Here is a 21,582-nt window from a genome sequence, read left to right on the forward strand (position 1 = left end):
AGTCGACCCCCGGCGAAGGAGCATGCGTGGATACCGTGCGTGGAGACGCCGTACGTGGAGCGCGAACCGTGGTCACCGGGGCGGGAGGCGGCATCGGCGCCGCCCTGGCCCGCCGCTTCGCCGCCGAGGGCGCCCGGGTCGTGGTCAACGACATCGACGCCGACAAGGCGAAGGCCGTCGCCGACGAGATCGGCGCGGTGGCCGTGCCGGGCGATGCCTCCCGTGTGGTCCCCGAGGCGCGGGCGGCGCTCGGCGGGGGCATCGACATCTACTGCGCGAACGCCGGCATCGCCCCCATCGGCGGCCCCGAGGCCGACGAGCTGCTGTGGGCGGACGCCTGGGACGTCAACGTCATGGCGCATGTCCGGGCGGCCCGTGAGCTGCTGCCCGAGTGGCTGGAGCGCGGCAGCGGCCGCTTCGTCTCCACCGTCTCCGCCGCCGGTCTGCTGACCATGGTCGGCTCGGCCCCGTACAGCGTGTCCAAGCACGCCGCGCTCGCCTTCGCCGAGTGGCTGTCCACGACCTACCGCCATCGAGGTGTCAGCGTCCACGCGATCTGCCCGCAGGGCGTCCGCACCGATATGCTGCGCGCCACCGGGCCCACCGGCGACCTCGTCCTCGTGCCGACGGCGATCGAGCCCGAGCAGGTCGCCGACGCCCTCTTCGACGGGATCGCGCACGAGCGCTTCCTGATCCTTCCGCACCCCGAGGTCGCCGAGTACTACGCGGCCCGCGCCACCGACACCGACCGCTGGCTCGCGCACATGAACCACCTCCAGCGCAAGGTCGAAGAGGCCACCGGCTGATCCGCGCGTACGCCCCCGCACGCCCATCCCCGAGCAGACAGGGCCGCCCTCATGACCTCATACCAGGACCAGCCATGGCTGGCTCAGCTCACCGAGGTGCAGCGCCAATCGATCCGGCCCCGGCCCAGCGTGCTGCACGCCTTCCGGGACGCCGTGCGCACCAGGCCCGACCGGGCCGCGTTCGCCTACTTCGACGGGCAGGTGACCTATCGGGAGGCCGATGAGCTCTCCGACGGCATCGCCGGGCATCTCGCCGCGCGGGGCTTCCGGCCCGGCGACCGGCTCGCGATCATGTTGCAGAACACCCCGCACTTCGTGCTCGCCCTGCTCGGCGCGTGGAAGGCGGGCGGCACGGTGGTGCCGGTCAACCCCATGTACAAGGGGGGCGAGCTCGGTCATATCCTGGCCGACGCCGAGGTCAGCGCCCTGGTGTGCGCGGGCCACGCCTGGGAGGAGTACGCGCGCGAAACGGCCGCCGCCTCCTCCGTACGTATCGCGCTCACCGCCGACGCGTACGACTTCCAGACCCGCGACGACCCCCGCGTCCTCACCCATCGGCGCATCCCCGCGCCCGAGGACACCGACGATCTGCTCGCGGCGGCCCGCGGCGGCGCGGCGCGGCCGGACGTGCCGGAGCCCGGCCCCGACGACATCGCGCTGATCAGCTACACCTCGGGGACCAGCGGCACCCCCAAGGGCGCCCTGAACACCCACGGCAACATCGCCTACAACGCCGAGCGGCAACATGTCGGTCACGAGCTGCCCGACGGGTCCACGATCTTCGTGCTCGCGCCGCTGTTCCATATCACCGGCATGGTCTGCGAGCTGTCCACCTCCATCGCGGACGCCGGGACCCTCGCCATGGCCTACCGCTTCGAGCCGGGTGTCGTCCTCGACGCCTTCGCCGAGTACCGCCCCGCGTACACCGTCGGCCCCTCCACCGCCTTCATGGCGCTGAGGGCCCACCCGAAGGTGACCCGCGACCACTTCGCGTCCTTCCTGCTCGCCTCCTCGGGCGGGGCTCCAGTGCCGCCCGCGCTGGTCGAGCGGTTCGAGGCGGACTTCGGCCTCTACCTCAAGAACGGCTACGGCCTGACCGAGTGCACCGCCCCCTGCGCCAGCGTCCCGCCCGGCAAGCGGGCCCCCGTCGACCCGGTCTCGGGCACCCTGGCGGTCGGCCTGCCGGGCCCCGACTCCGTGGTGCGCATCATCGACGACGAGGGCCGGGACGTGCCGTTCGGCGAGCCGGGCGAGATCGCGGTGCGCGGCCCCATGGTGGTGCCCGGCTACTGGCGGGCACCGGAGGCGAGCGCGGCGGCCCTGCCCGACGGGGAGCTGCGCACCGGGGACATCGGTTTCATGGACCCGGACGGCTGGCTGTACGTCGTCGACCGCAAGAAGGACATGATCAACGCCTCGGGCTTCAAGGTGTGGCCACGCGAGGTGGAGGATGTGCTGTACACCCACCCCGCCGTGCGCGAGGCGGCCGTCGTCGGCGTCCCCGACCCGTACCGCGGGGAGACGGTCAAGGCGTACATCAGCCTGCGGCCGGGCGCCGAAGTGGCGCCGGAGGAGCTGACCTCGTACTGCGCGCAGCGGCTCGCGGCGTACAAGTATCCGCGCCGGATAGAGATCCTGCCCGAGCTGCCCAAGACGGCCAGTGGCAAGATCCTCAGACGGGAGCTGCGGGAGTCGCGGAGCCCCCGGGAGTAGCGAACCCGGCACGAACGAGAGGCAGGTGGCTACCAGATGGCCAGGATGAGCCACGACGACAGGGGAGGGGTGAAACCGGTGCCACAGCGCTTGCTGGCCGCGGCCACCCGCCTCTTCGCCGAGCGCGGCTACGACCGGACCTCCGTCCAGGAGATCGTCGAGGCGGCCGGGGTCACCAAGGGCGCCCTCTACCACTACTTCGGCTCCAAGGACGATCTGCTGCACGAGATCTACGGACGGGTGCTGCGGCTGCAGCAGGAGCGCCTGGACGCCTTCGCGGACGCGGACGCGCCCGTCGAGCAGCGGCTGCGCGATGCGGCGGCCGACGTCGTCGTCACCACCATCGACAACCTCGACGATGCGACGATCTTCTTCCGGTCCATGCACCATCTCAGCCCGGAGAAGCACAAGCAGGTACGGGCGGAGCGGCGGCGCTACCACGAGCGGTTCCGCGCCCTGGTGGAGGAGGGCCAGCGGGCCGGGGTGTTCAGCTCGGACACCCCGGCCGACCTGGTGGTGGACTACCACTTCGGCTCGATCCACCACCTGGGCACCTGGTACCGCCCCGACGGACCGCTCAACCCCCAGCAGGTCGCCGACCACCTCGCCGACCTGCTGCTGCGCGCCCTGCGGCCGTGACAGCGGTTTTTAGGGGGTTTTAGAGGTACTTCTTCAGCTCCCGCCGCGCCAGCGACCGCTGGTGCACCTCGTCCGGTCCGTCCGCGAGCCGCAGCGTCCGCGCCGCGGCCCACAGCTCGGCCAGCGGGAAGTCCTGGCTGACCCCGCCCGCGCCGTGCAGCTGCACCGCCTGGTCCAGGATGTCGACGACCGTGCGCGGGGTGGCGATCTTGATGGCCTGGATCTCGGTGTGCGCCGCCTGGTTGCCGACGGTGTCCATCAGCCAGGCCGTCTTGAGCACCAGCAGCCGCAGCTGCTCGACGGCCACCCGCGCGTCCGCGATCCACGCGTGGACCTGGCCCTGCCGGGCGAGCGGCTTGCCGAAGGCCGTACGGGACACCGCCCGGCGGCACATCAGCTCGATCGCGCGCTCGGCCATGCCGATCAGCCGCATGCAGTGGTGGATACGGCCGGGGCCCAGCCGGGCCTGGGCGATGGCGAAGCCGCCGCCCTCCTCCCCGATCAGATTGGCGGCCGGGACGCGCACACCGTGGAAGACCACCTCGGCGTGGCCGCCGTGGTAGTGGTCCTCGTAGCCGTAGACCCGCATGGCCCGGCGCACCTCGACGCCCTCGGTCTCCCGCTCCACCAGCACCATCGACTGCTGACGGCGGAGGTCGGTACCGTCCGGATCGGTCTTGCCCATGACGATGAATATCCTGCAGTCCGGGTTCATCGCCCCGGAGATGTACCACTTGCGGCCGGTGATGACGTAGTCGTCCCCGTCCCGCTCGATCCGGGTCTCGATGTTGGTCGCGTCGGACGAGGCGACCTCGGGCTCGGTCATCGCGAACGCCGACCGGATCTCGCCCGCGAGCAGCGGCTCCAGCCACTGCTTGCGCTGCTGCTCGGTGCCGAACTGGGCCAGCACCTCCATGTTTCCGGTGTCGGGGGCGGCGCAGTTCAGGGCCGTGGGGGCCAGCTGGGGGCTGTGGCCGGTGATCTCGGCGAGCGGGGCGTACTGGAGATTGGTCAGCCCCGCGCCCAGCTCGGCGTCGGGCAGAAACAGATTCCACAGGCCCTGCTTGCGCGCCTCCGCCTTGAGCTCCTGGACGACCGGCGGGGTCAGCCAGGGGGAGTCCAGCCGGGCGCGCTGCTCCTCGGCCACCGCCTCGGCCGGGTGGACGTGCTCCGCCATGAAGGCGAGCAGCTTGGCCCGCAGCTCCTCGGTGCGGGCGTCGAATGCGAAGTCCATGGCTGTCTCAGCCCTTCCGTAGCGTGGTGAGGCCGCTCTCGACGAACACCGGGACGACTTCGCCGATGCGGTCGAAGCCGGCGCCGACGGTCTGGCCGAGGGTGAAGCGGTAGTGGATGCCTTCGAGAATCACGGCGAGCTTGAAGTACGCGAACGCCGTGTACCAGGCGACGCCGCCGACATCGCGGCCCGAACCGGCCGCGTACCGCTCGATCAGCTCGCTCGGCGCGGGGTGGCCGGGGGCGCCGCTGGTCGTGGTGATCGGCGAGTCGGACGTCTCCTGCTGCTCGCTGTACATCACCAGCAGGCCCAGGTCGGTCAGCGGATCGCCGAGTGTGGACATCTCCCAGTCGAGAATCGCCTTGATCCGGTCATCGGCGCCCACGAGCACGTTGTCCAGCCGGTAGTCGCCATGGACCACGGCGGGTTCGGGGGAGAGGGGCAGCGCCTTGCCGAGCGCTTCGTGCAGCTCGTCGATCCCGGGCAGCTCACGGTTGCGGGAGGCGGCCAGCTGCTTGCCCCAGCGGCGCAGCTGCCGCTCCAGGAACCCCTCCGGGCGCCCGAAGTCTGCGAGGTCGACGGCGGCCGGGTCGACGGCGTGCAGCTCGACCAGGGTGTCCACCAGGTTGAGCACGACACGGCGGGTGCGCTCCGGGCCGAGCGGGGTGAGCTGTTCGGCCGTGCGGTACGGCGTGCCCTCGACGAACTCCATGACGTAGAAGGGCGATCCGAGGACCGACTCGTCCTCGCACAGCAGCACCGGCTCCGGCACGGGCACGCTGGTCGGGTGCAGCGCGCCGATCACCCGGTGCTCGCGCCGCATGTCGTGGGCGGTGGCCAGCACATGGCCCAGCGGCGGTCGGCGCACGACCCAGCGGGCCGTGCCGTCGTCCACCGTATAGGTGAGATTCGACCGGCCGCCCTCGATCAGCTCGGCATGCAGCGGCCCGCGCACCAGCCCCGGCCGCTCACGGTCCAGATGGGCGCGGAGCCGTTCGAGGTCGAGTCCTGGCGGATTGCCTGAGTTCATCGGGTCTCTGCCTCCGTTGGGGGTGCTGCGGGCGGTCGCGGGGCGGGTGGTCGGACGGTCCCGCATCATGATGCCGACCAGTCGGTATGGAGTCCAGTGCTGGGCCGTTCGAGGTACGCGGCCGTGTCGTTGTCCCCGTCGCATTACGCCGTTCGGCAGGCTGCGGGCGAACGCCGACGCGTGCATTTCAGAAAGGCAGTCTGATGAAGAGAATGATGCGAGCCGTGGTGCTGGGCGCTTCCATTGCCGCCGCCATGGCCATCGGCGGGGGCCCCGCGGCCCAGGCGCAGCAGCCGATGTCGTACGGAGCCACTGATGGCGACGGCCCTGCGGTAGAGGTGCAGAAGAGCGACTGCGACAGCCGCGGCGGCGGGGGCGATCGGGCGATCCCCGTCGGACCCAGTTTCGTCGCCAAGAGCGGCAGCTCCACCTGCCGCAACTTCAGCGTGGGCTAGCCGCCCGGATTGCGCCGGGTCGGCGGGCGCGGGAGCGTCGAAGACGGGAGCGCGGGCTCCGGCCGCGCTCGCCGTCCGGCCCGCACACCGCGCAGGAACGCAAGGAGCGCCCCATGAAGGCCATCACCTACCGCCGCTACGGCGGCCCCGAGGTCCTGGAGTACGGGGAGGCCCGCGAGCCCAAGGTCGGCCCCGACTCCGTCCTGGTCAAGGTCAGGGCCGCGGCCGTCAACCCGGTCGACTGGAAGGCCCGGGCGGGCTATCTGGACTCCGTCCTGGAGGCGGTCTTCCCGGTCATCCCGGGCTGGGACGTCGCGGGCGTCGTCGAGCGGACCGGCCCGGCGGTGACCGAGTTCGCGGCGGGCGACGAGGTGATCGGATACGTCCGCGAGGACTTCCTGTCCCGGGGCACCTTCGCCGAATACGCCGCAGCCCCCCTGCGTACGCTCGCCCGCAAGCCGCGGAACCTCACGTTCACGCAGGCCGCGGGCATTCCCCTGGCGGGTCTCACGGCGTACCAGACGCTGGTCAAGGTGTTGGAGGTGGCCGAGGGCGACACCGTTTTGGTGCACGCCGCCGCGGGCGGCGTCGGCTCCATGGCCATCCAGCTGGCCCGGCACCTCGGCGCCCGCGTCATCGGCACCGCCAGCGAGCGCAACCACGAGTACCTGCGCCAGCTGGGCGCTGAGCCGATCACTTACGGGGACGGGCTCCGCGACCGGGTGCGGACGCTGGCCCCCGGAGGGGTGCACGCCGTCTTCGACACCGTCGGCGGCGAAGCGCTCACCGAATCCGTCCCGCTGCTGGCCCCGGGCGGGCGGCTGGCCTCCATCGCCGACCAGGCGGTCGTCGCCCTCGGCGGCCGCTATGTCTTCGTCCGGCCCGACCCGAACGATCTCCAGGACCTCACCGATATCGCCGAGCGCGGCGCCCTCGGCGTGGAGGTCTCGTCCGTCTTCCCACTGGAGAAGACCGCCGACGCGCACCGACTCAACGAGGAGGGCCACACCCGCGGCAAGATCGTCGTCACGGTCGGCTAGCGACGAGTTTCGGCGGATCAGGCCGTCGGTGGATCAGCGCGTCACCGGATCAGCGCGTCGGCGGGTCAGCGCGTCATCGGGTCAGCGCGGCACCGAAGGCCACGAGCGCCAGGGTGCAGCCTGCCGCCGCCGCGGCCGCCCGCGGGGACAGTGCGGGCGGACGCGGCGCGGACATCGCCCGGATGCGGCGGCCCGCCACACCCAGGAAGCCGAGCCAGGCCAGCGCGGCCAGCGCCGCGCAGAGCACGGACACCGGCCCGGTCCCGTTGTGCAGGGCCTGCCGTGCGGCCAGCGAAGCGGCGACGGCACAGGCCAGCGTCGTACGCCGCCAGGCCAGCCGGGTCCGCTCCGGCTGCAGCCCGGGGTCCCGCTTCCAGGGACCACCCTCGGACCCCGGATCGGGCGACTCGGGCGACTGGGGATCGGGTGACTGGGGATCGGGTCGCTCGGGGTCCTGCGGCCCCGTGGGCGAATCGGGCCCGGCCATCGGCTCAGCCGCCCCAGCGGACCGCGACGAGACCCACCATCACCAGGGCGATCACCCCGACGGCCAGCCCCAGCACGACCGGGAAGCGGGAGACCGGCAGGTCCTCGCCGCGGCGCATCGCCAGCTCACAGCGGACCCAGTGGTTGAGCGCCCGCACCGCGCACACCGCGCCCCCCGCCAGCAGTGTGAGGGCCGCCGCGAGCCGCAGCGCGCTGTTCGTGTCCGGCAGGAACTGATCGACCGCGAAGCCTCCGCCCACCAGCGCCATCGCGGTGCGCAGCCAGGCCAGGAAGGTGCGTTCGTTGGCGAGGGAGAAGCGGTAGTCGGGGGTCTCCCCCTCGGCGCGCAGCCGCTCGGGCGCGAACCACAGCCGCACATCCGCGACGGCGGAGGCGAGCCTGCCCCGGGTCGGCGTGCGGTTGGCGTCGATCATGGGACAAGCCTACTAGGGCTCGTCAGGAGGCTCCGGACCCTCCGGACCTGCCGGAGACCGGCCCTGGTGGCGCCACTCCAGCAGCCGCCGATATGCCTCCACGCCGTCCGGCACCCATGTCCACTCCGCCAGCCGCCGCCCCAGCTCCTCCTCGTCCAGGAAGGCGTGCCAGGCGATCTCCTCGGCCTGCGGGGTGACCGGCAGCTCGCAGCGGACCTCGTAGATCCGCGACCACCAGGTGTGCTCGGGCGTGTCGTAGAGGAAGGAGAACAGCGGCGTCGGCGCCGGCAGCCCGGATACCCCCAGCTCCTCCTCGGCCTCGCGCAGCGCCGCCGTGTCGTACGACTCGCCCGCGCCGACGACACCGCCGACGAACATGTCGTACAGCGAGGGGAAGACGAGTTTGTCGGCGGTGCGGCGGTGCACGAAGATCCGGTCCGCACCGTCCCGGGTCAGCACGAAGACGGCCCGGTGGCGCAGTCGGCGGGCCGTGGCGTCGGCGCGCCGGGCCTGGCCCACCACCCGGTCCCGCTCGTCCACGATGTCCAGCAGCTCATCGGCGGAACGCGGCTCCTGCAGCAGTTCCTTGTCAGACATGCCGCCATCCAAGCAGAACGGCGGCTCAAGCAGTACGGGGCGCGGTCAGCGCCACTGTCCTCCGTGTCCTCCGCCCGGGTACCCCGGGTAGCCCGACCCGCCCTGGTGGCGCCCCCCGCGGCCGGAGCCGTCATGGCCGGAGCCGTCTTGGCCGGAGCCGTACCGGTCCGCCCACTCCTTCGCCCAGCGGGCCGCCTCCTCCCGGTCTCGCTGCCAGTCCTCGGCGGTCCGCCCCTGGCCTCCCCACTGGGACGGCCAGGAGGGGCGCGACGGCTGCTGGGTGCGCGCCGGGGGCTTGGTGGGCGCCGTGGACGGGGCCTTGGGCTGTGCGGTCGGGACGCTGGGGGCCGCCGCGGGCTCGGCGGTGCGCGACGCGCCCGGCAGCGGCTTGGCGCCGGCCACCGCGTCGGCCACCGGGACGGCGTCGTCCGCGCTCGCGTCGGGCGCCGACGACGGCGCGTCGTGTGCGGGCGCGGCGGCGGCCTGGCGGCCGTCCTTGCCCAGCATCAGGAAGAGTGCGGTGGCGGCGCCGGTGGCGGAGAGCAGAATCGCCCCGGCCGCGGCCTTGCGCCGGTCGCTGACGGGGCGTCGGCGGGCGTGCCGGGGGCCGACCACCTCACCCCGCAGCACCTGCGGTTCGTCCTCGGCGCAGGACCCGGCGAGCTCGACGGGCTGGGGGCCGGGAGTGACCAGCGTAGGACTCACCACACGCTTGTCCGCGCTGCGCGGTCGCGAGGGAGAAGGATGGTGGTCAGCCATGGTGCTTGATGATGCCCGCCCGCCGAACCCGCTGTCCATCTCGGCGATCGATTGTCCCCTTTATTGGCGTTACGTCGCACATGGCGGCGCCGGGCGGGAGTTGGGGCCCTAGGGCCTGTCGTCAAAGGGGGCGCCCTGCTCCCGACGCCTGGCACGGCGCCTCGCTGCGTTGTCGCACCGCCCGAGTACGCCCAGTACGAGGACGATGCTCCGCCTTGCGATGCACCGCACCAGACGCCGCTCGCGGCCGGACGCCCCCTTTGACGACAGACCCTAGGCCGGGCGCCGTGAAGCTCGTAGCGGCCGCTGCCCGCCCGGCGGGTTGACGCCATACCGGCCGGTAGGCAGGATCGACCGACACCACCGGTGCCCGGGCACCACGGCCCGGCCGCCGGCCTTCCTGCGCGCTCCTGACAGAACGGGACACCAGAAACCATGGCGTACGACGCGGATGTGATCGTGGTCGGGGCGGGGCTCGCGGGCCTGGCGGCCACCGCCGAACTCGCCGACGCGGGCCGCAAGGTGATCCTGCTGGACCAGGAGCCCGAACAGTCCTTCGGCGGCCAGGCCCACTGGTCCTTCGGCGGCCTCTTCCTCGTCGACTCGCCCGAGCAGCGCCGGCTGCGCATCCGCGACAGCCGCGAACTGGCCTGGCAGGACTGGCTGGGCACGGCCGGGTTCGACCGCGAGGAGGACCACTGGCCGCGCCGCTGGGCCGAGGCGTACGTGGACTTCGCGGCCGGGGAGAAGCGCGCCTGGCTGCATGCCCAGGGGCTGCGGCTGTTCCCGCTCGTCGGCTGGGCCGAGCGCGGCGGCTACGACGCGACCGGGCACGGCAACTCCGTCCCCCGCTTCCATGTCACCTGGGGCACCGGCCCCGGCGTCGTCGCGCCCTTCGAGCGGCGGGTGCGGGCCGCGGCGGCCCGCGGCCTGGTCCAGCTGCGCTTCCGGCACCGGGTGACCGGGCTGTCCCGTAGCGCGGGCGCCGTCGACACCGTCACCGGCGAGATCCTGGAGCCCAGCGACGCCGAGCGCGGCGCCCCCAGCAGCCGCGAGGTCACCGGCGCCTTCGAGCTGCGCGCCCAGGCGGTGATCATCACTTCCGGCGGGATCGGCGGCAACCACGAACTCGTCCGCCAGAACTGGCCCGAGCGTCTTGGCACCCCGCCCGAGCGGATGCTCTCCGGCGTCCCCGCGCATGTGGACGGCAAGATGCTGGGCGTCGCGGAGGCGGCGGGCGCGCGGCTGATCAACCGCGACCGGATGTGGCACTACACCGAGGGCATCGAGAACTGGAACCCCATCTGGCCCCGGCACGCCATCCGCATCCTGCCCGGCCCCTCCTCGCTGTGGTTCGACGCCCGCGGCAGACGGCTTCCCGTGCCGCTGTTCCCCGGCTTCGACACCCTCGGCACGCTCGAACACATCATGCGGACCGGCTACGACTACACCTGGTTCGTCCTCACCCGGAAGATCATCGAGAAGGAGTTCGCGCTCTCCGGCTCCGAGCAGAACCCGGACCTGACCGGCAAGAGCGTCCGCGATGTGCTGAACCGCGGGCGGGGCGGGGCCCCGGGCCCGGTCCAGGCGTTCATGGACCACGGCGCGGACTTCATCGTCGAGCGGTCGCTCCCCGGCCTCGTACGGCGGATGAACGAGCTCACCAAGGAACCGCTGATCGACGAGGCCGAGCTGCGCCGCCAGATCGTCGCCCGCGACCGGGAGATCGCCAACCCCTACACCAAGGACCTCCAGATCACGGCCCTGCGCGGCACCCGCAAATACCTCGCCGACCGCCTCATCCGCACCGCCGCCCCGCACCGCATCCTCGACCCCAAGGCGGGCCCGCTGATCGCCGTGCGCCTCAACATCCTGACCCGTAAGACGCTGGGCGGCCTGGAGACCGACCTGTCGGCGCGGGTGCTGGCCGAGGGCGGGGAGCCGCTGCCCGGTGTGTACGCGGCGGGCGAGGCGGCCGGGTTCGGCGGCGGGGGCGTCCACGGCTACCGCTCCCTGGAGGGCACCTTCCTCGGCGGCTGTCTCTTCTCCGGCCGTACGGCGGGCCGCGCGGCGGCGAAGGCGGTGGGGTAGGGCGGCCGGTGGGGCAGAGCGGGTGCGCCGACTTCTGACGGAAGTCTGACGAAAGGCCGAAGAGCCTGGCGCCCGCCACCTCCGGAGTGCTCTCATCAGGGACATGGACCGCAATCCCGGCGCCGCGGAGCACCCCGCCGCCGACCCGGATACAACCCCCGACCCGGATAACCCCGACCCGGACACCGCCGCCGGCCGCGGCACCCCCGTCGGCCGGCGCGTCATCCTCGGCATGCTCGCCCTGGGCGCGGGCGGCATGGCCGCCGCGCCCTGGCTGCAGCGCCGCCTGGAGAAGTTCCTGGCCGTGGCGGCGGAGAACGACCCCACCGGGGTGACCGGGCTGCTCCCCAACGGCGGCGGGTTCCGCTACTACTCGGTGACCTCCTCCGTCCCGCACAAGAACGCCGAGAACTACCGGCTGACCGTCGGCGGACTTGTCGACAAACCCGCCGGCTACCGGCTCGCCGACCTCCGTGCGCTGCCCCAGCACCGCATCATCCACGACGTCCAGTGCGTCACCGGCTGGCGCGTGCCGCAGACCTCCTTCGAGGGCGTACGCCTGGCCACACTGCTGGACGCCGCCGGGGTCCGGCCGGGGGCCGGGGCCGTCCGCTTCACCTGCTTCGACGGGGCGTACAGCGAGAGCCTGACCCTCGAACAGGCCCGCCGGGACGACGTCCTGGTCGCCCTGCGGATGCGGGACGAGCCGCTGGGCCACTCCCACGGCGGCCCGGTGCGGCTGTACGTCGCCCCCATGTACTTCTACAAGTCGGCGAAGTGGCTCTCCGGTATCGAGGTCACTCACGAGGTACAGCCCGGCTATTGGGAGGACCGCGGCTATGACGTGGACGCCTGGGTCGGCAAGTCGAACGGACGCGATGATGCCGCCACGACCTGACGCGCACCCCGGTGGTCCCGCCCCCGTACGCCCCGCCGCACACGCCCGTACCGGGCCCCGCCCCCGCGTGGCCCGGTTCACCCCGGCCGAGCGGTGGATCCACCGCACCACCGCCGTCCTCCTGGGCACCTGTGTGGTGAGCGCGGCCTGTCTGTATCTGCCGCAGCTCGCCGAACTCGTGGGCCGCCGCGCCCTGGTGGTCACGGTGCACGAGTGGACCGGCATCCTGACCCCGGTCCCGACGCTGCTGGGCCTGGTCTCCCGCGCCTTCCGCGCCGACCTGACCCGTCTCAACCGCTTCGGCCCGCACGACCGCCGCTGGCTGCGCGCGGTGCTGCGGCGCGACACGCGCGAGGGGGCGCGCCCGGCGGGCAAGTTCAACGCGGGGCAGAAGCTGTACGCCGCCTATATCAGCGGCGCCGTGCTGGTGATGGCGGGCACCGGGCTGCTGATGTGGTTCACCGATCTGGCCCCGCTGGTCTGGCGCATCAGCGCCACGTTCGTCCATGACTGGCTGGCGCTGGCCGTCGGCATCGTTCTGCTCGGGCACATCGGCATGGCGCTCGGCGACCCGGAGGCCCGGCGCGGTCTGCGCACCGGAACGGTCGACCGGAGGTGGGCGGCCCGCGAACACCCGCTGTGGCGGACCGACGAGGACCGCGACGGGTAAGTCTCACGGCAAAATTCGCCCCGATGGCGGCGGGGCAACACAAGCGTGAATTGAAAGCCGCCGCCCGTTCCCGATGCCATGATGCGACACGTGCCGTCAATTCCGAGGCCGGGAAACTCCGGGGAAAAGGTGTGCTCGAATGGCCGAGAAAGGGCTCGGGAGAGTCACCGCGCGACAGTGGGCGCCGCTTGTGGGATGTGCCGCCGCGCTCCTCGCGCTGAGCGGATGTCTCGGCACGTCAGGCGGGTCGGACCGGCAGAGCGGGCTATGGGTTGACCCGGACAACCCGGCCGCCCGGAAGGCCCGTGAGCAGCGGCGCGCGGGCCGTTACGCGGAGGCGGAGCTCATGCGGCGGATCGCCGACGAGCCGATCGCCGAATGGCTCGGCCCGCATCCGCGCGAACGGGTCCGGTTTATCACCGAATCCGCGGCGCGGGAGCACCGTACGCCGGTGCTGGTCGCCTATCACATTCCGTACCGGGACTGCGGAAGATACTCCCGGGGCGGGGCGGGAAGCGACGCCGAATATCTGGACTGGATCCGTGAGATCGTCTCCGGAATCGGTGAGAGAAGGGCGATTGTCGTATTGGAACCCGACGCGATTGCTCAGGTGGTCGACGGCTGCATTCCCAAGCCGCTGCGTGCACCGCGGCTGGCCCTGCTGCGCGACGCGGTCGCCATGCTCTCCGCGATGCCCGCCACCCGGATCTATCTGGACGCCGGGAACCCGGGGTGGATCAAGGACACCGAGCGGCTGGTGGAGCCGCTGATGAAAAGCGGCATCGACCAGGCGGACGGCTTCGCCCTGAACGTCTCGAACTTCCAGCCGACGGCGGTGACCCGCGCTTACGGCCGTCGGCTGTCCCTCCAGCTCGGCAGGGTCCACTTCATCATCGACACCAGCCGCAACGGCAACGGCCCGCTCACCTCCGTCAGGGGCGAGGGCGACGACGGCAAGAGCGGTGACATGGGCGCCGTGCGCTCCGCCAGCGACGGCCAGGAGAGCTGGTGCAACCCCCCGGGGCGGGCTCTGGGGGATCCCCCGAGCACCCGTACGGGCGACCCCGCCATCGACGCGTATCTGTGGATCAAGCGTCCGGGAGAGTCCGACGGGCCCTGCAACGGCGGCCCGCCTGCGGGTCGTTGGTGGACGGAGTACGCGCTCGACCTGGCCCGTAACGCCAACCTGCGCGAAAGGTGACCACAAGCGTCAGTGGGCCTCGGCGCGGGCCGTCGGCACCGCCGGGGCGGTGCGCCGTCCGCGCCGCGTGAGCAGCAGCCCGCCGGACCAGATGGCCATCGGCGCCAGGCACAGCGCCAGCGCCAGCATCGCCCAGGTGCGCATCGCGGCGTGGGTGTGGCCCAGGAACAGCGAGGCGACCAGCGAGCCGCCGAAGACCGCGGCCCACACCAGATGGATACGGAAGGTGGACAGCCGGTCGGGGCTGGAGGAGTCGCCCTTGGGCGTGACCACGAACCGGCTCTTGCGCCGCAGCAGCGCGTCGCACAGCGACTTGGCGTAGATCGGGGCGGACAGCGCGGAGAGCAGCATTCCCGCCACCCCGCCGGAGCCCTCCGGTTCGTGCGGGGAGACGTTGTGCCGCCGGTTCCAGATGTACAGGCCGATCTGGAGCGCCGCGGCGTCGCTGTAGAGCATCATCCACATCTCCGCCGGGATATGGATCCCGGACGCGCCGAGCACCAGGAACAGCGCGCAGGACAGGGCCGAGAGCATCCAGTTGAGCGCGGTCATCGGGTAGTAGGCGATCATCAGCGAGTAGTTGAGCAGCTTCCCCGGCGACAGCGTGAACGGCCCCTTCCAGAACTGCTTGAGCACCGTCTCGTAGGTGCCGCGGCTCCAGCGCAGCTGCTGGGTGAAGAAGTCCGTCCAGGTGCTCGGGCCCTCCCCGACGGCCAGTACGTCCGGGGTGTAGACCGAGCGCCACTTCTTCCGGGTGACGGGGTTGCGGCGGCGGTGCAGCTCGAAGCCGGTGGCCATGTCCTCGGTGATCGAGTCGTACAGCCCGCCGATGCTCCGCAGCGCGGCGATGCGCACCGCGTTGTTGGTCCCCACGAACATCGGGCCGCCATAGGCGTTTCCGGCCCGCTGGATCAGCGCGTGGAAGAGGAACTGCTGGCTCTCGGCCGCCTTGGTGACCGCCGTATCGTAATTTCCGTACACCTGCGGACCGACCACAAAGGCGACATCGGGATCGCGGAAGTAACCCATCATGCGCTCCAGGAAGTTGGGCAGCGGCACATGATCGGTGTCCACACAGGCCATGAATTCATAGTCGTCGCCATGGGCGTCCAGCCAGGCGTTGTAATTCCCGTGCTTGGTCCTGGCGCGGAAGGATCCCTTGGGCTGATTCCATTTCTCGATGCCCTTGCGGGAGAAATGCCGTACGCCCAGCCGGGCGCACAGCTCCTTGGCCTCCTCGTCGTTTCCCTCGTCGAGCAGCCATACGTCGAGCCTCCCGGCGTGTCTGACCTGCATCGCCCCCTCCAGCGTCGCCCGGACCATGTCGATCGGCTCCTTGCCGGGGACGAAGCTGGTCAGGAACGCGACCCGGGTCCCGGGCTCGGCGGTCACCGGCACCGGGTCGCGGGCCACCAGCGTGGCGTGCGCGTTGGAGACCACGGTGAACAGGCGGAACGCCTCGATCAGCGCGATCGAGAACAGCATCGTCCGGTCCGCGGCCGTCTCCCAGCCCGTCACACCGTCGCGGTGCACCCAGTGCTGGGGCTGCAGCAGCCACAGCAGCAGCAGCGCCGAGCACACCGGCGCCGCACACAGCAGCAGCGCCGCGCGGACGCGGTGCGGCTCCTGCGCCAGCAGGCTCCGGCAGCGCACCCGGTACGGGCGGCCGGACGGGGGCTGGGTCAGCGGGCCCGCCAGCTGGCTGTACCGCTGGTACTCATAACTCCCGTTCGGGCCCTGGCGGCAGGGGGCCATCTCGTGGTGCGCCGGCCGCGCGGGAGGGGGAGCGGTGCTGGGCGCGGCTCCGATCTCGGCCGTGTCTCTGACGGGGGTAGGTGCGGACATCTGGGCACTCCCGCGGGTCGTCGGGACGCAATATCGCGCGGCGATGACCCGGACGGCCTACATTCGTCATGTCATCGCGCGAGATGAGAAGGTAACAATCCGCTGGGGAATGGCTGTGCAAATCGGATTTTCGGCGCGCCCTCTCGCGCCTTGCCGATGTGCCGGTCGGGCCGCCACTCCGACGGCCTATCGCCGCGCGTCTTACGTGATTTACATCCCGCCATCTGTCATGGTCGGATGTGATTCAGCGTGCATGTTCCGACCGCGCGTGTTGGCTGTGGGTTGCGGGATGCGCGAGTAAACCCGCGCCATGCGGCGTGCGATATACGGAAGATGGGGCCCGGTCGCCCGATGAGAGTGCTGCACATCATCTCGCGCCTCGGCGCGGGTGGCGCCGAACAGCAACTGCGGCTGCTGCTGCGCCACCTGCCCGCCCGTTGTGACGTCCTCACCCTGACCGCGCCCGGGGCCGCCGGCCACGGCATCCGGGCGGACGGTGTGCCCGTCACCCATCTGCCGATGGGTGTCCGCGACCCGATGGGGACGGCCCGGCTGGCGCGGTTCATCCGCGGCGGCGGCTACGACCTGGTGCACACCCATCTCTACCGGGCCTGTGTCCACGGCCGGATCGCCGCCCGGCTGGCGGGTGTCGGCGCTGTTGTCGCCACCGAGCACAGCCTGGGCGAGCGCCATATCGACGGCCGCCCGCTCACCGTCGGCACCCGCGCCCGCTATCTCGCCACCGAACGCCTGGGCTCGGCGACCGTCGCCGTCTCGGCCGCCGTCGCCGACCGGCTGCGCGGCTGGGGCGTCGCCAACCACCGCATCCACCTGGTGCCCAACGGGCTGGACGCCCGCCACTTCAGCTTCACCCCGGCCGCCCGCACGGCCGCCCGCGCACGCCTCGGAATCCCCCCGCACGCCTTCGTCGTCGGCGGGGTCGGCCGGCTGGTGGCGGCCAAGCGCTTCGATGTGGCGCTGCGGGCCGTCGCCGAACTGCCCCAGGCCCGGCTGCTGCTGGTCGGGGACGGACCCGAACGCACCGCGCTGCACGACCTGGCCGCCTGGCTCGGGGTGGCCGACCGGATCCGGCTGCTCGGCGAGCGCGACGGGGCGGTGGCCGGGACCGGGGACCGGCCCGCGGACATCCCCGGGCTGCTGGCCGCCATGGATGTGTTCGTCGCACCGTCCGCGGAGGAGGCGTTCGGGCTCGCCGCCCTGGAAGCCGTGGCGGCCGGGCTCCCGGTGCTCCACGGCGTCTGCCCGGCCCTCGACGAACTGCCGCCCGGCGCGGCCCCCGGCGCCCGCCGCATCGGGCCCGGCACCGCCGCCCTGGCCGACGCCCTGCGCGAGCGGGCCGCCGCCGGCCCCGTACGGCACCCGGTGCCCGCCGCCGTCGAGCGCTACGACATCGTCCGCACCGCCCGCCGCCTGGCCCTGCTGTACGAACGCTCCGTCAGCTGCGGGCCCGACGGCTGCGCCCGCGGCCCCGCCGTCACCCTGCGCTGGCCGCGGAGCGGTGCTCCCGCGGGCTGACCCCGCGCACCCGCTTGAAGGCGGCGCTCAGCGCGAAGGAGCTGCCGTAGCCGACCCGCCGGGCCACCGCCCCGAGGGTGGCGTCCGGCTCCCGCAGCAGATCGGCGGCCAGATCCAGCCGCCAGCCGGTCAGATACGCCATCGGCGGCTCGCCGACCAGCTCGGTGAACCGGCGGGCCAGCACCGCGCGGGAGATCCCGGCCTCCGCCGCCAGCAGCGCCACCGTCCACGGATGGCCCGGGTTGTTCTGCAGCAGCCGCAGCGCGCGGCCGACCACCGGGTCGCCCAGCGCCCGGTACCAGGCCGGGGCCCGCGCCTCAGGCCGCGCGAACCACGCCCGCAGCACCGAGATCAGCAGCAGATCCAGCAGCCGGTCCAGCACGGCCGTCTGGCCCGCCTCCTCCTTGACGATCTCCTCGCCGAGCCACGGCAGCAGCGGCGAATCGCAACGCTCACGCTCCAGCACCAGCAGCGGGGGCAGCGCGTCCAGCAGCCGCCGGCTGATCTCCCCGTCCATCCGGTACGTGCCGACCAGCACCGTCGCCGCACCGTGTTCGCTGTTGCCCCAGGTGCGCACGCCCAGCGCCATCCGCTCCGCCAGGTCCTCGCCCGCCGCGGTGCGGCACACCTCGCCCGGCAGGATCCATGCCTGGGGCTCGGTGGCCGGATCGCCGGCCACCGTGTACGGATCGGGGCCGCGCACGACCGCCACATCCCCCGGGCCAAGACGCACCGCTTTTTGAGGCGCGCCCCGGTCCGGGACCACCCATGCCTCACCGCGCGCCACGGTCATCACACACAGCGGGGCCCGGTCCTCGATCCGTACCGACCAGGGCGGGTCCATCACCATCCGGAGCAGAAACGCCCCCCGGGCCCTCGGCCCGTCCAGGAGACCGGCGAGTGGATCCATCACGCCCGCTGCCGCCGGTCGAGGGCGGCCGTCGAGCCCCGTACCACCAGATGGGTGGGCAGCACCCGCTGCGGAGGCTGCTCGCCCTCGGCGGCCGGGGTGGCCAGTATGCGGCACAGCAGATCGACGGCGGCCCGCGCACCATGCGCCTTGGGCACCGAGACCGTGGTCAGCGGCGGCGCCGCCATCCCCGACAGGGCGATATCGTCACAGCCCACCACGCTCATCTCCTCCGGCACCCGCACCCCGCGCACCGTGAACCGGCTGATCAGCCCGAACGCGACGATGTCGTCGAACGCGAGCACCGCACTCGCCCCGCTGGCCAGCACCACATCGGCGGCCCCGGTCACCCCGCCGTCGAAATGCGGCGCCACGCTCCCCACCTGGACGATCTCCACCAACCCCGACGCGGCCACCGCCTCGACACCGGCCGCCCGCTCCCGCGCCGCCCACGAGCTGCGCGGCCCGCCGACGTACGCGATCCTGCGGTGGCCCAGCGCGTGCAGATGGGTCAGCGCATCGGTCATCCCCTCCACCAGATCGGCAGTGACGCATCCGAACCCGGGCTCCTTGCGGTGCAGCAGCACGATCGGCTTGTCGGTGAAGTCCCCGAGCGACGCCAGCTCCTCGCCGCTCAGATGCGGTGAACACAGCACGATCCCGTCCACCTGCGGGGCCAGTGTGCGGATGGCGTCCAGCTCCAGGCCCTCGTCCCGCTCGGTGTCGCTCACGAACACCGTGTGGCCAAGCCCCCGGGCCCGCGCCTGCACCCCCTTGCAGATGTCCGCGAAGAAGGGGTTCAGCAGATCCGGGACGATCACGCCCAGATGGCCCGTACGCCCGGTGATCAGCCCGCGCGCCGCCTGGTTGGGCTGGTAGCCGAGCCGGTCGGCGGCGGCCCGCACCCGCTCGCGCGTCACGGGGCTCACCGCCCCGCCGGGCGCCAGGGCCCGCGACACGGTGGACGGGGACACCCCCGACGCCTTCGCGACGTCCCGAATCGTCACCTGCACGCCCCGAGGTTGGCACCCCGCTCCACCGGCGTCAAACAGGGCGTCCCCTGCCGTTGTGTTAGGAACTCTTAAGAGGCGGTTGCGAGACTTGCGCGGACCGGTTTTGTACCTGTCCGAGCTTGAATCGAGGCGTTGTGTCTCCCACGGAAGCCACCCCCGCATCGTCCGCCAAAGCCAACAGGCCTCCCGACTTCATGGATCCGTCCTTCTGGCTGCGGCCGCGTGATGAGCGGGCCGAGGTGTTCGAGAAGCTGCGCGCGCTGCCGGGCCCGGAATTCGTTCCGCCGCGGCTGCCCTGGGGGCCGTTGGCATCCGGTTATTACGCGCTGTCGAAACACGCCGACATCTGCGAGGTGAGCCGCCGCCCTCAGGACTTCTCCTCGGAGGGCGCCACGGCGATCCTGCCGCCGGAGATGGACGAGTTCTATGGCTCCATGATCAACATGGACAATCCGGAGCACTCCAGATTACGGCGCATCGTCGCGCGGTCGTTCGGCCGAGGAATGGTGCCCAAGTTCGATGCCATGTCCCGGCGGGTGGCCCGGCGGATCGTGGACGAGCTCATCGAGCGCGGACCCGGCGACTTCATCCGCCCGGCGGCGGAGATGCCGATCGCCGTCCTCAGCACCATGATGGGAATTTCGGGGGAAGACTACGAATTCCTCTTCGAGCGGACGAACACGATCATGGGAGGGGCTGATCCCGAACTCGCGGCCGACCCGGAGAAGATGGCGGCGGCGGTGCTGGGAGCCCTGCGAGACCTCGGAGACTACATCGGACGGCTCCGCGAGGACCGGCTCGCCCGTCCCGGCCCCGATGTGATCACCAAGCTGGTCCAGGTGCAGGAAGACGGAGAGCAACTGACCAACCAGGAACTGGTCTCGTTCTTCATCCTCCTCATCAACGCGGGCATGGAGACGACCCGCAACGTCATCGCCCAGGCCCTGGTTCTGCTGACCGAACATCCTGATCAGCGGCAACTCCTGCTGTCGGACTTCGAACTCCACGCGAGGGGCGCCGTCGAGGAGATCCTCCGGGTGGGCACGCCCATCAACTGGATGCGCCGGACCGCGACCGGCGACTGCGAGATGAACGGCCATCGGTTCCGCAAGGGCGACGAGATCTTCCTCTTCTACTGGTCCGCCAACCACGACGAGAAGGTCTTCGAGGATGCGTACCGGTTCGACATCACACGGGACCCCAACCCGCATCTGTCGTTCGGCGCGGTGGGGCCGCACTTCTGCCTTGGTGCTCATCTCGCCCGGATCGAGATCATCGCCATGCTCCGCGAACTCCTCGCCTCACTGCCGGACATCCGCGTGGAGGGCGAGCCGGTCCGGCTGGCATCGAGCTTCATTGAGGGCTTCAAAGAGTTGAGCTGCACCTTCTGAACCACTCCTGGTGAAAGCGGGAGGTCGGTTAGGACAGCTTAAGAGAACCCGTCAAGAATGATCTTATCTCGGTCCCGCAAAGAGGAGGCGCCAGCGATGGCGAAGGACGAGGCGAAGCTTCTCGACCACCTGAAGTGGGTCACGGCGGAACTGCGTGACACTCGTCGGCGTCTGCGCGAAGCGGAGTCCACGGAACCCGAGTCGATCGCGATCGTCGGAATGGCGTGCCGCTTTCCCGGCGGGGTCGAGAATCCGGACGACTTGTGGCAGCTGGTGGCGGCCGGAGGCGAAGGGCTGGCCGATTTTCCGGAGGACCGCGGCTGGGATCTGGAAAACCTGTTCGATCCCGATCCGGACAGCGCGGGTACGAGTTATGTGCGCCGGGGCGCCTTTCTGTCCGGCGCGGGGGGTTTCGACGCGGAATTCTTCGGTATTTCGCCGCGTGAGGCGGTGGCGATGGATCCCCAGCAGCGGCTGTTGCTGGAGACCGCCTGGGAGACGTTCGAACACGCCGGAATCGACCCGCACGGTCTCGTGGGGAGCAGCACGGGCGTCTACGCCGGTGTGACATCGCAGGAATACATGATGCTCACCGCCATGGCCGGCAGTGACGTGGAGGGTTACGCCGCTACCGGGAACCTCGCGTGTGTGCTGTCGGGGCGGGTGTCGTATGTGTTGGGGCTGGAGGGTCCCGCGGTGACGGTGGACACGGGGTGTTCGTCGTCGCTGGTGGCGCTTCACTCGGCGGTGCAGGCGTTGCGCGGCGGTGAGTGCTCGCTGGCGTTGGCGGGTGGGGTGACGGTGATGGCCACGCCGGGCGCCTTCGTGGAGTTC

The 21,582-nt window shown here is 71.7% G+C and carries 21 protein-coding genes; 12 read left to right on the plus strand and 9 right to left on the minus strand.

Translation table 11 applies throughout. The features are described 5' to 3' along the window. The first annotated feature begins 26 nt into the window (after positions 1-26). Genes CCN51_RS15295 through CCN51_RS15305 form a run of 3 tightly spaced genes read left to right on the plus strand, consistent with a single transcriptional unit; the run spans position 27 to position 3,158 of the window. Positions 27-806, plus strand: coding sequence for an SDR family oxidoreductase (locus tag CCN51_RS15295; protein ID WP_238545498.1), 780 nt, complete (start codon positions 27-29; stop codon positions 804-806). 51 nt (positions 807-857) lie between these two features. After that, positions 858-2,519, plus strand: coding sequence for an AMP-binding protein (locus tag CCN51_RS15300; RefSeq protein ID WP_014180949.1), 1,662 nt, complete (start codon positions 858-860; stop codon positions 2,517-2,519). 45 nt (positions 2,520-2,564) lie between these two features. Then, a complete protein-coding gene (locus tag CCN51_RS15305) occupies positions 2,565-3,158 on the plus strand; it encodes a TetR/AcrR family transcriptional regulator (protein ID WP_405385174.1) in 594 nt (197 codons plus the stop codon). Between the two features lie 19 nt (positions 3,159-3,177). Here CCN51_RS15305 and CCN51_RS15310 read toward each other — a convergent pair whose 3' ends face one another. Then, positions 3,178-4,392 carry an acyl-CoA dehydrogenase family protein gene (locus CCN51_RS15310; protein ID WP_014180951.1) on the minus strand — a complete coding sequence of 405 codons (1,215 nt, stop codon included), beginning with the start codon at positions 4,390-4,392 and terminating at the stop codon, positions 3,178-3,180. Between the two features lie 7 nt (positions 4,393-4,399). Beyond that, positions 4,400-5,422: a phosphotransferase family protein gene (locus CCN51_RS15315; RefSeq protein ID WP_043487943.1), complete on the minus strand. Its 1,023-nt coding sequence runs from the start codon at positions 5,420-5,422 to the stop codon at positions 4,400-4,402. Positions 5,423-5,625: 203 nt separating this feature from the next. On the opposite strand from CCN51_RS15315, the gene CCN51_RS15320 reads away from it, so the two are divergent. Both CCN51_RS15320 and CCN51_RS15325 read left to right on the plus strand, forming a co-directional pair. After that, positions 5,626-5,877: a hypothetical protein gene (locus tag CCN51_RS15320; protein ID WP_014180953.1), complete on the plus strand. Its 252-nt coding sequence runs from the start codon at positions 5,626-5,628 to the stop codon at positions 5,875-5,877. Between the two features lie 113 nt (positions 5,878-5,990). Then, on the plus strand, positions 5,991-6,917 hold the full coding sequence (locus CCN51_RS15325) for an NADP-dependent oxidoreductase (protein ID WP_014180954.1): 927 nt from the start codon (positions 5,991-5,993) through the stop codon (positions 6,915-6,917). Positions 6,918-6,990: 73 nt separating this feature from the next. On the opposite strand, the gene CCN51_RS15330 is transcribed toward CCN51_RS15325, so the two are convergent. From CCN51_RS15330 to CCN51_RS15345, 4 genes are read right to left on the minus strand one after another with little or no spacing between them, the layout of a single operon-like run. After that, positions 6,991-7,404, minus strand: a complete 414-nt coding sequence (locus CCN51_RS15330) for a DUF202 domain-containing protein (protein ID WP_014180955.1) — start codon at positions 7,402-7,404, stop codon at positions 6,991-6,993. Between the two features lie 4 nt (positions 7,405-7,408). Next, a complete protein-coding gene (locus tag CCN51_RS15335; protein ID WP_014180956.1) occupies positions 7,409-7,837 on the minus strand; it encodes a YidH family protein in 429 nt (142 codons plus the stop codon). Positions 7,838-7,849: 12 nt separating this feature from the next. After that, on the minus strand, positions 7,850-8,434 hold the full coding sequence (locus CCN51_RS15340) for an NUDIX hydrolase (RefSeq protein WP_014180957.1): 585 nt from the start codon (positions 8,432-8,434) through the stop codon (positions 7,850-7,852). A gap of 45 nt (positions 8,435-8,479) precedes the next feature. Continuing rightward, positions 8,480-9,142 carry a hypothetical protein gene (locus CCN51_RS15345; RefSeq protein ID WP_014180958.1) on the minus strand — a complete coding sequence of 221 codons (663 nt, stop codon included), beginning with the start codon at positions 9,140-9,142 and terminating at the stop codon, positions 8,480-8,482. 486 nt (positions 9,143-9,628) lie between these two features. On the opposite strand from CCN51_RS15345, the gene CCN51_RS15350 reads away from it, so the two are divergent. The 4 genes from CCN51_RS15350 to CCN51_RS15365 all read left to right on the plus strand — a co-directional run bounded on the left by CCN51_RS15350 (position 9,629) and on the right by CCN51_RS15365 (position 14,053). Beyond that, positions 9,629-11,284, plus strand: a complete 1,656-nt coding sequence (locus CCN51_RS15350; RefSeq protein ID WP_014180959.1) for an FAD-binding dehydrogenase — start codon at positions 9,629-9,631, stop codon at positions 11,282-11,284. Positions 11,285-11,387: 103 nt separating this feature from the next. Further along, complete coding sequence (locus CCN51_RS15355) at positions 11,388-12,182, plus strand: molybdopterin-dependent oxidoreductase (RefSeq protein ID WP_014180960.1); 795 nt, start codon at positions 11,388-11,390, stop codon at positions 12,180-12,182. Then, positions 12,166-12,852 (plus strand): cytochrome b/b6 domain-containing protein, encoded by a 687-nt coding sequence (locus CCN51_RS15360; protein ID WP_078610710.1) that lies wholly within the window; start codon positions 12,166-12,168, stop codon positions 12,850-12,852. Before CCN51_RS15355 ends, CCN51_RS15360 begins: the two co-directional genes overlap by 17 nt. 139 nt (positions 12,853-12,991) lie before the next feature. Further along, positions 12,992-14,053 carry a glycoside hydrolase family 6 protein gene (locus CCN51_RS15365; RefSeq protein WP_014180962.1) on the plus strand — a complete coding sequence of 354 codons (1,062 nt, stop codon included), beginning with the start codon at positions 12,992-12,994 and terminating at the stop codon, positions 14,051-14,053. A gap of 9 nt (positions 14,054-14,062) precedes the next feature. Here CCN51_RS15365 and CCN51_RS15370 read toward each other — a convergent pair whose 3' ends face one another. Beyond that, positions 14,063-15,898, minus strand: coding sequence for a glycosyltransferase family 2 protein (locus CCN51_RS15370; RefSeq protein WP_014180963.1), 1,836 nt, complete (start codon positions 15,896-15,898; stop codon positions 14,063-14,065). A gap of 351 nt (positions 15,899-16,249) precedes the next feature. Between CCN51_RS15370 and CCN51_RS15375 the strand changes: the two genes are divergently transcribed. Next, a complete protein-coding gene (locus CCN51_RS15375; RefSeq protein WP_014180964.1) occupies positions 16,250-17,434 on the plus strand; it encodes a glycosyltransferase in 1,185 nt (394 codons plus the stop codon). Here the strand turns inward: CCN51_RS15375 and CCN51_RS15380 are convergent. Further along, positions 17,394-18,344 carry an AraC family transcriptional regulator gene (locus CCN51_RS15380; protein ID WP_014180965.1) on the minus strand — a complete coding sequence of 317 codons (951 nt, stop codon included), beginning with the start codon at positions 18,342-18,344 and terminating at the stop codon, positions 17,394-17,396. The genes CCN51_RS15375 and CCN51_RS15380 overlap by 41 nt on opposite strands. Then, positions 18,344-19,357 (minus strand): LacI family DNA-binding transcriptional regulator, encoded by a 1,014-nt coding sequence (locus CCN51_RS15385; RefSeq protein ID WP_014180966.1) that lies wholly within the window; start codon positions 19,355-19,357, stop codon positions 18,344-18,346. The genes CCN51_RS15380 and CCN51_RS15385 overlap by 1 nt, the downstream gene beginning before the upstream one ends. A gap of 194 nt (positions 19,358-19,551) precedes the next feature. On the opposite strand from CCN51_RS15385, the gene CCN51_RS15390 reads away from it, so the two are divergent. Together CCN51_RS15390 and CCN51_RS15395 are read left to right on the plus strand one after the other, a co-directional pair. Next, on the plus strand, positions 19,552-20,748 hold the full coding sequence (locus CCN51_RS15390; protein ID WP_014180967.1) for a cytochrome P450: 1,197 nt from the start codon (positions 19,552-19,554) through the stop codon (positions 20,746-20,748). Between the two features lie 96 nt (positions 20,749-20,844). Further along, on the plus strand, positions 20,845-21,582 hold a 738-nt coding region (locus CCN51_RS15395; protein ID WP_211303225.1), incomplete at its 3' end, for a beta-ketoacyl synthase N-terminal-like domain-containing protein.

The sequence above is a fragment of the Streptomyces milbemycinicus genome (genome assembly GCF_002154605.1).
In the GTDB taxonomy this organism is placed as follows: Bacteria; Actinomycetota; Actinomycetes; order Streptomycetales; family Streptomycetaceae; genus Streptomyces; species Streptomyces milbemycinicus.

Bases quoted from the DNA above. Each gene is read 5' to 3' on its own strand.
- CCN51_RS15315 (WP_043487943.1), bottom strand. From the start codon at position 5,422: ATGAACTCAGGCAATCCGCCAGGACTCGACCTCGAACGGCTCCGCGCC.
- CCN51_RS15360 (WP_078610710.1), top strand. From the start codon at position 12,166: ATGCCGCCACGACCTGACGCGCACCCCGGTGGTCCCGCCCCCGTACGC.
- CCN51_RS15340 (WP_014180957.1), bottom strand. From the start codon at position 8,434: ATGTCTGACAAGGAACTGCTGCAGGAGCCGCGTTCCGCCGATGAGCTG.
- CCN51_RS15325 (WP_014180954.1), top strand. From the start codon at position 5,991: ATGAAGGCCATCACCTACCGCCGCTACGGCGGCCCCGAGGTCCTGGAG.
- CCN51_RS15300 (WP_014180949.1), top strand. From the start codon at position 858: ATGACCTCATACCAGGACCAGCCATGGCTGGCTCAGCTCACCGAGGTG.
- CCN51_RS15365 (WP_014180962.1), top strand. From the start codon at position 12,992: ATGGCCGAGAAAGGGCTCGGGAGAGTCACCGCGCGACAGTGGGCGCCG.
- CCN51_RS15380 (WP_014180965.1), bottom strand. From the start codon at position 18,344: ATGGATCCACTCGCCGGTCTCCTGGACGGGCCGAGGGCCCGGGGGGCG.
- CCN51_RS15335 (WP_014180956.1), bottom strand. From the start codon at position 7,837: ATGATCGACGCCAACCGCACGCCGACCCGGGGCAGGCTCGCCTCCGCC.
- CCN51_RS15320 (WP_014180953.1), top strand. From the start codon at position 5,626: ATGAAGAGAATGATGCGAGCCGTGGTGCTGGGCGCTTCCATTGCCGCC.
- CCN51_RS15370 (WP_014180963.1), bottom strand. From the start codon at position 15,898: ATGTCCGCACCTACCCCCGTCAGAGACACGGCCGAGATCGGAGCCGCG.
- CCN51_RS15305 (WP_405385174.1), top strand. From the start codon at position 2,565: ATGAGCCACGACGACAGGGGAGGGGTGAAACCGGTGCCACAGCGCTTG.
- CCN51_RS15390 (WP_014180967.1), top strand. From the start codon at position 19,552: ATGGATCCGTCCTTCTGGCTGCGGCCGCGTGATGAGCGGGCCGAGGTG.
- CCN51_RS15350 (WP_014180959.1), top strand. From the start codon at position 9,629: ATGGCGTACGACGCGGATGTGATCGTGGTCGGGGCGGGGCTCGCGGGC.
- CCN51_RS15355 (WP_014180960.1), top strand. From the start codon at position 11,388: ATGGACCGCAATCCCGGCGCCGCGGAGCACCCCGCCGCCGACCCGGAT.
- CCN51_RS15330 (WP_014180955.1), bottom strand. From the start codon at position 7,404: ATGGCCGGGCCCGATTCGCCCACGGGGCCGCAGGACCCCGAGCGACCC.
- CCN51_RS15310 (WP_014180951.1), bottom strand. From the start codon at position 4,392: ATGGACTTCGCATTCGACGCCCGCACCGAGGAGCTGCGGGCCAAGCTG.
- CCN51_RS15375 (WP_014180964.1), top strand. From the start codon at position 16,250: ATGAGAGTGCTGCACATCATCTCGCGCCTCGGCGCGGGTGGCGCCGAA.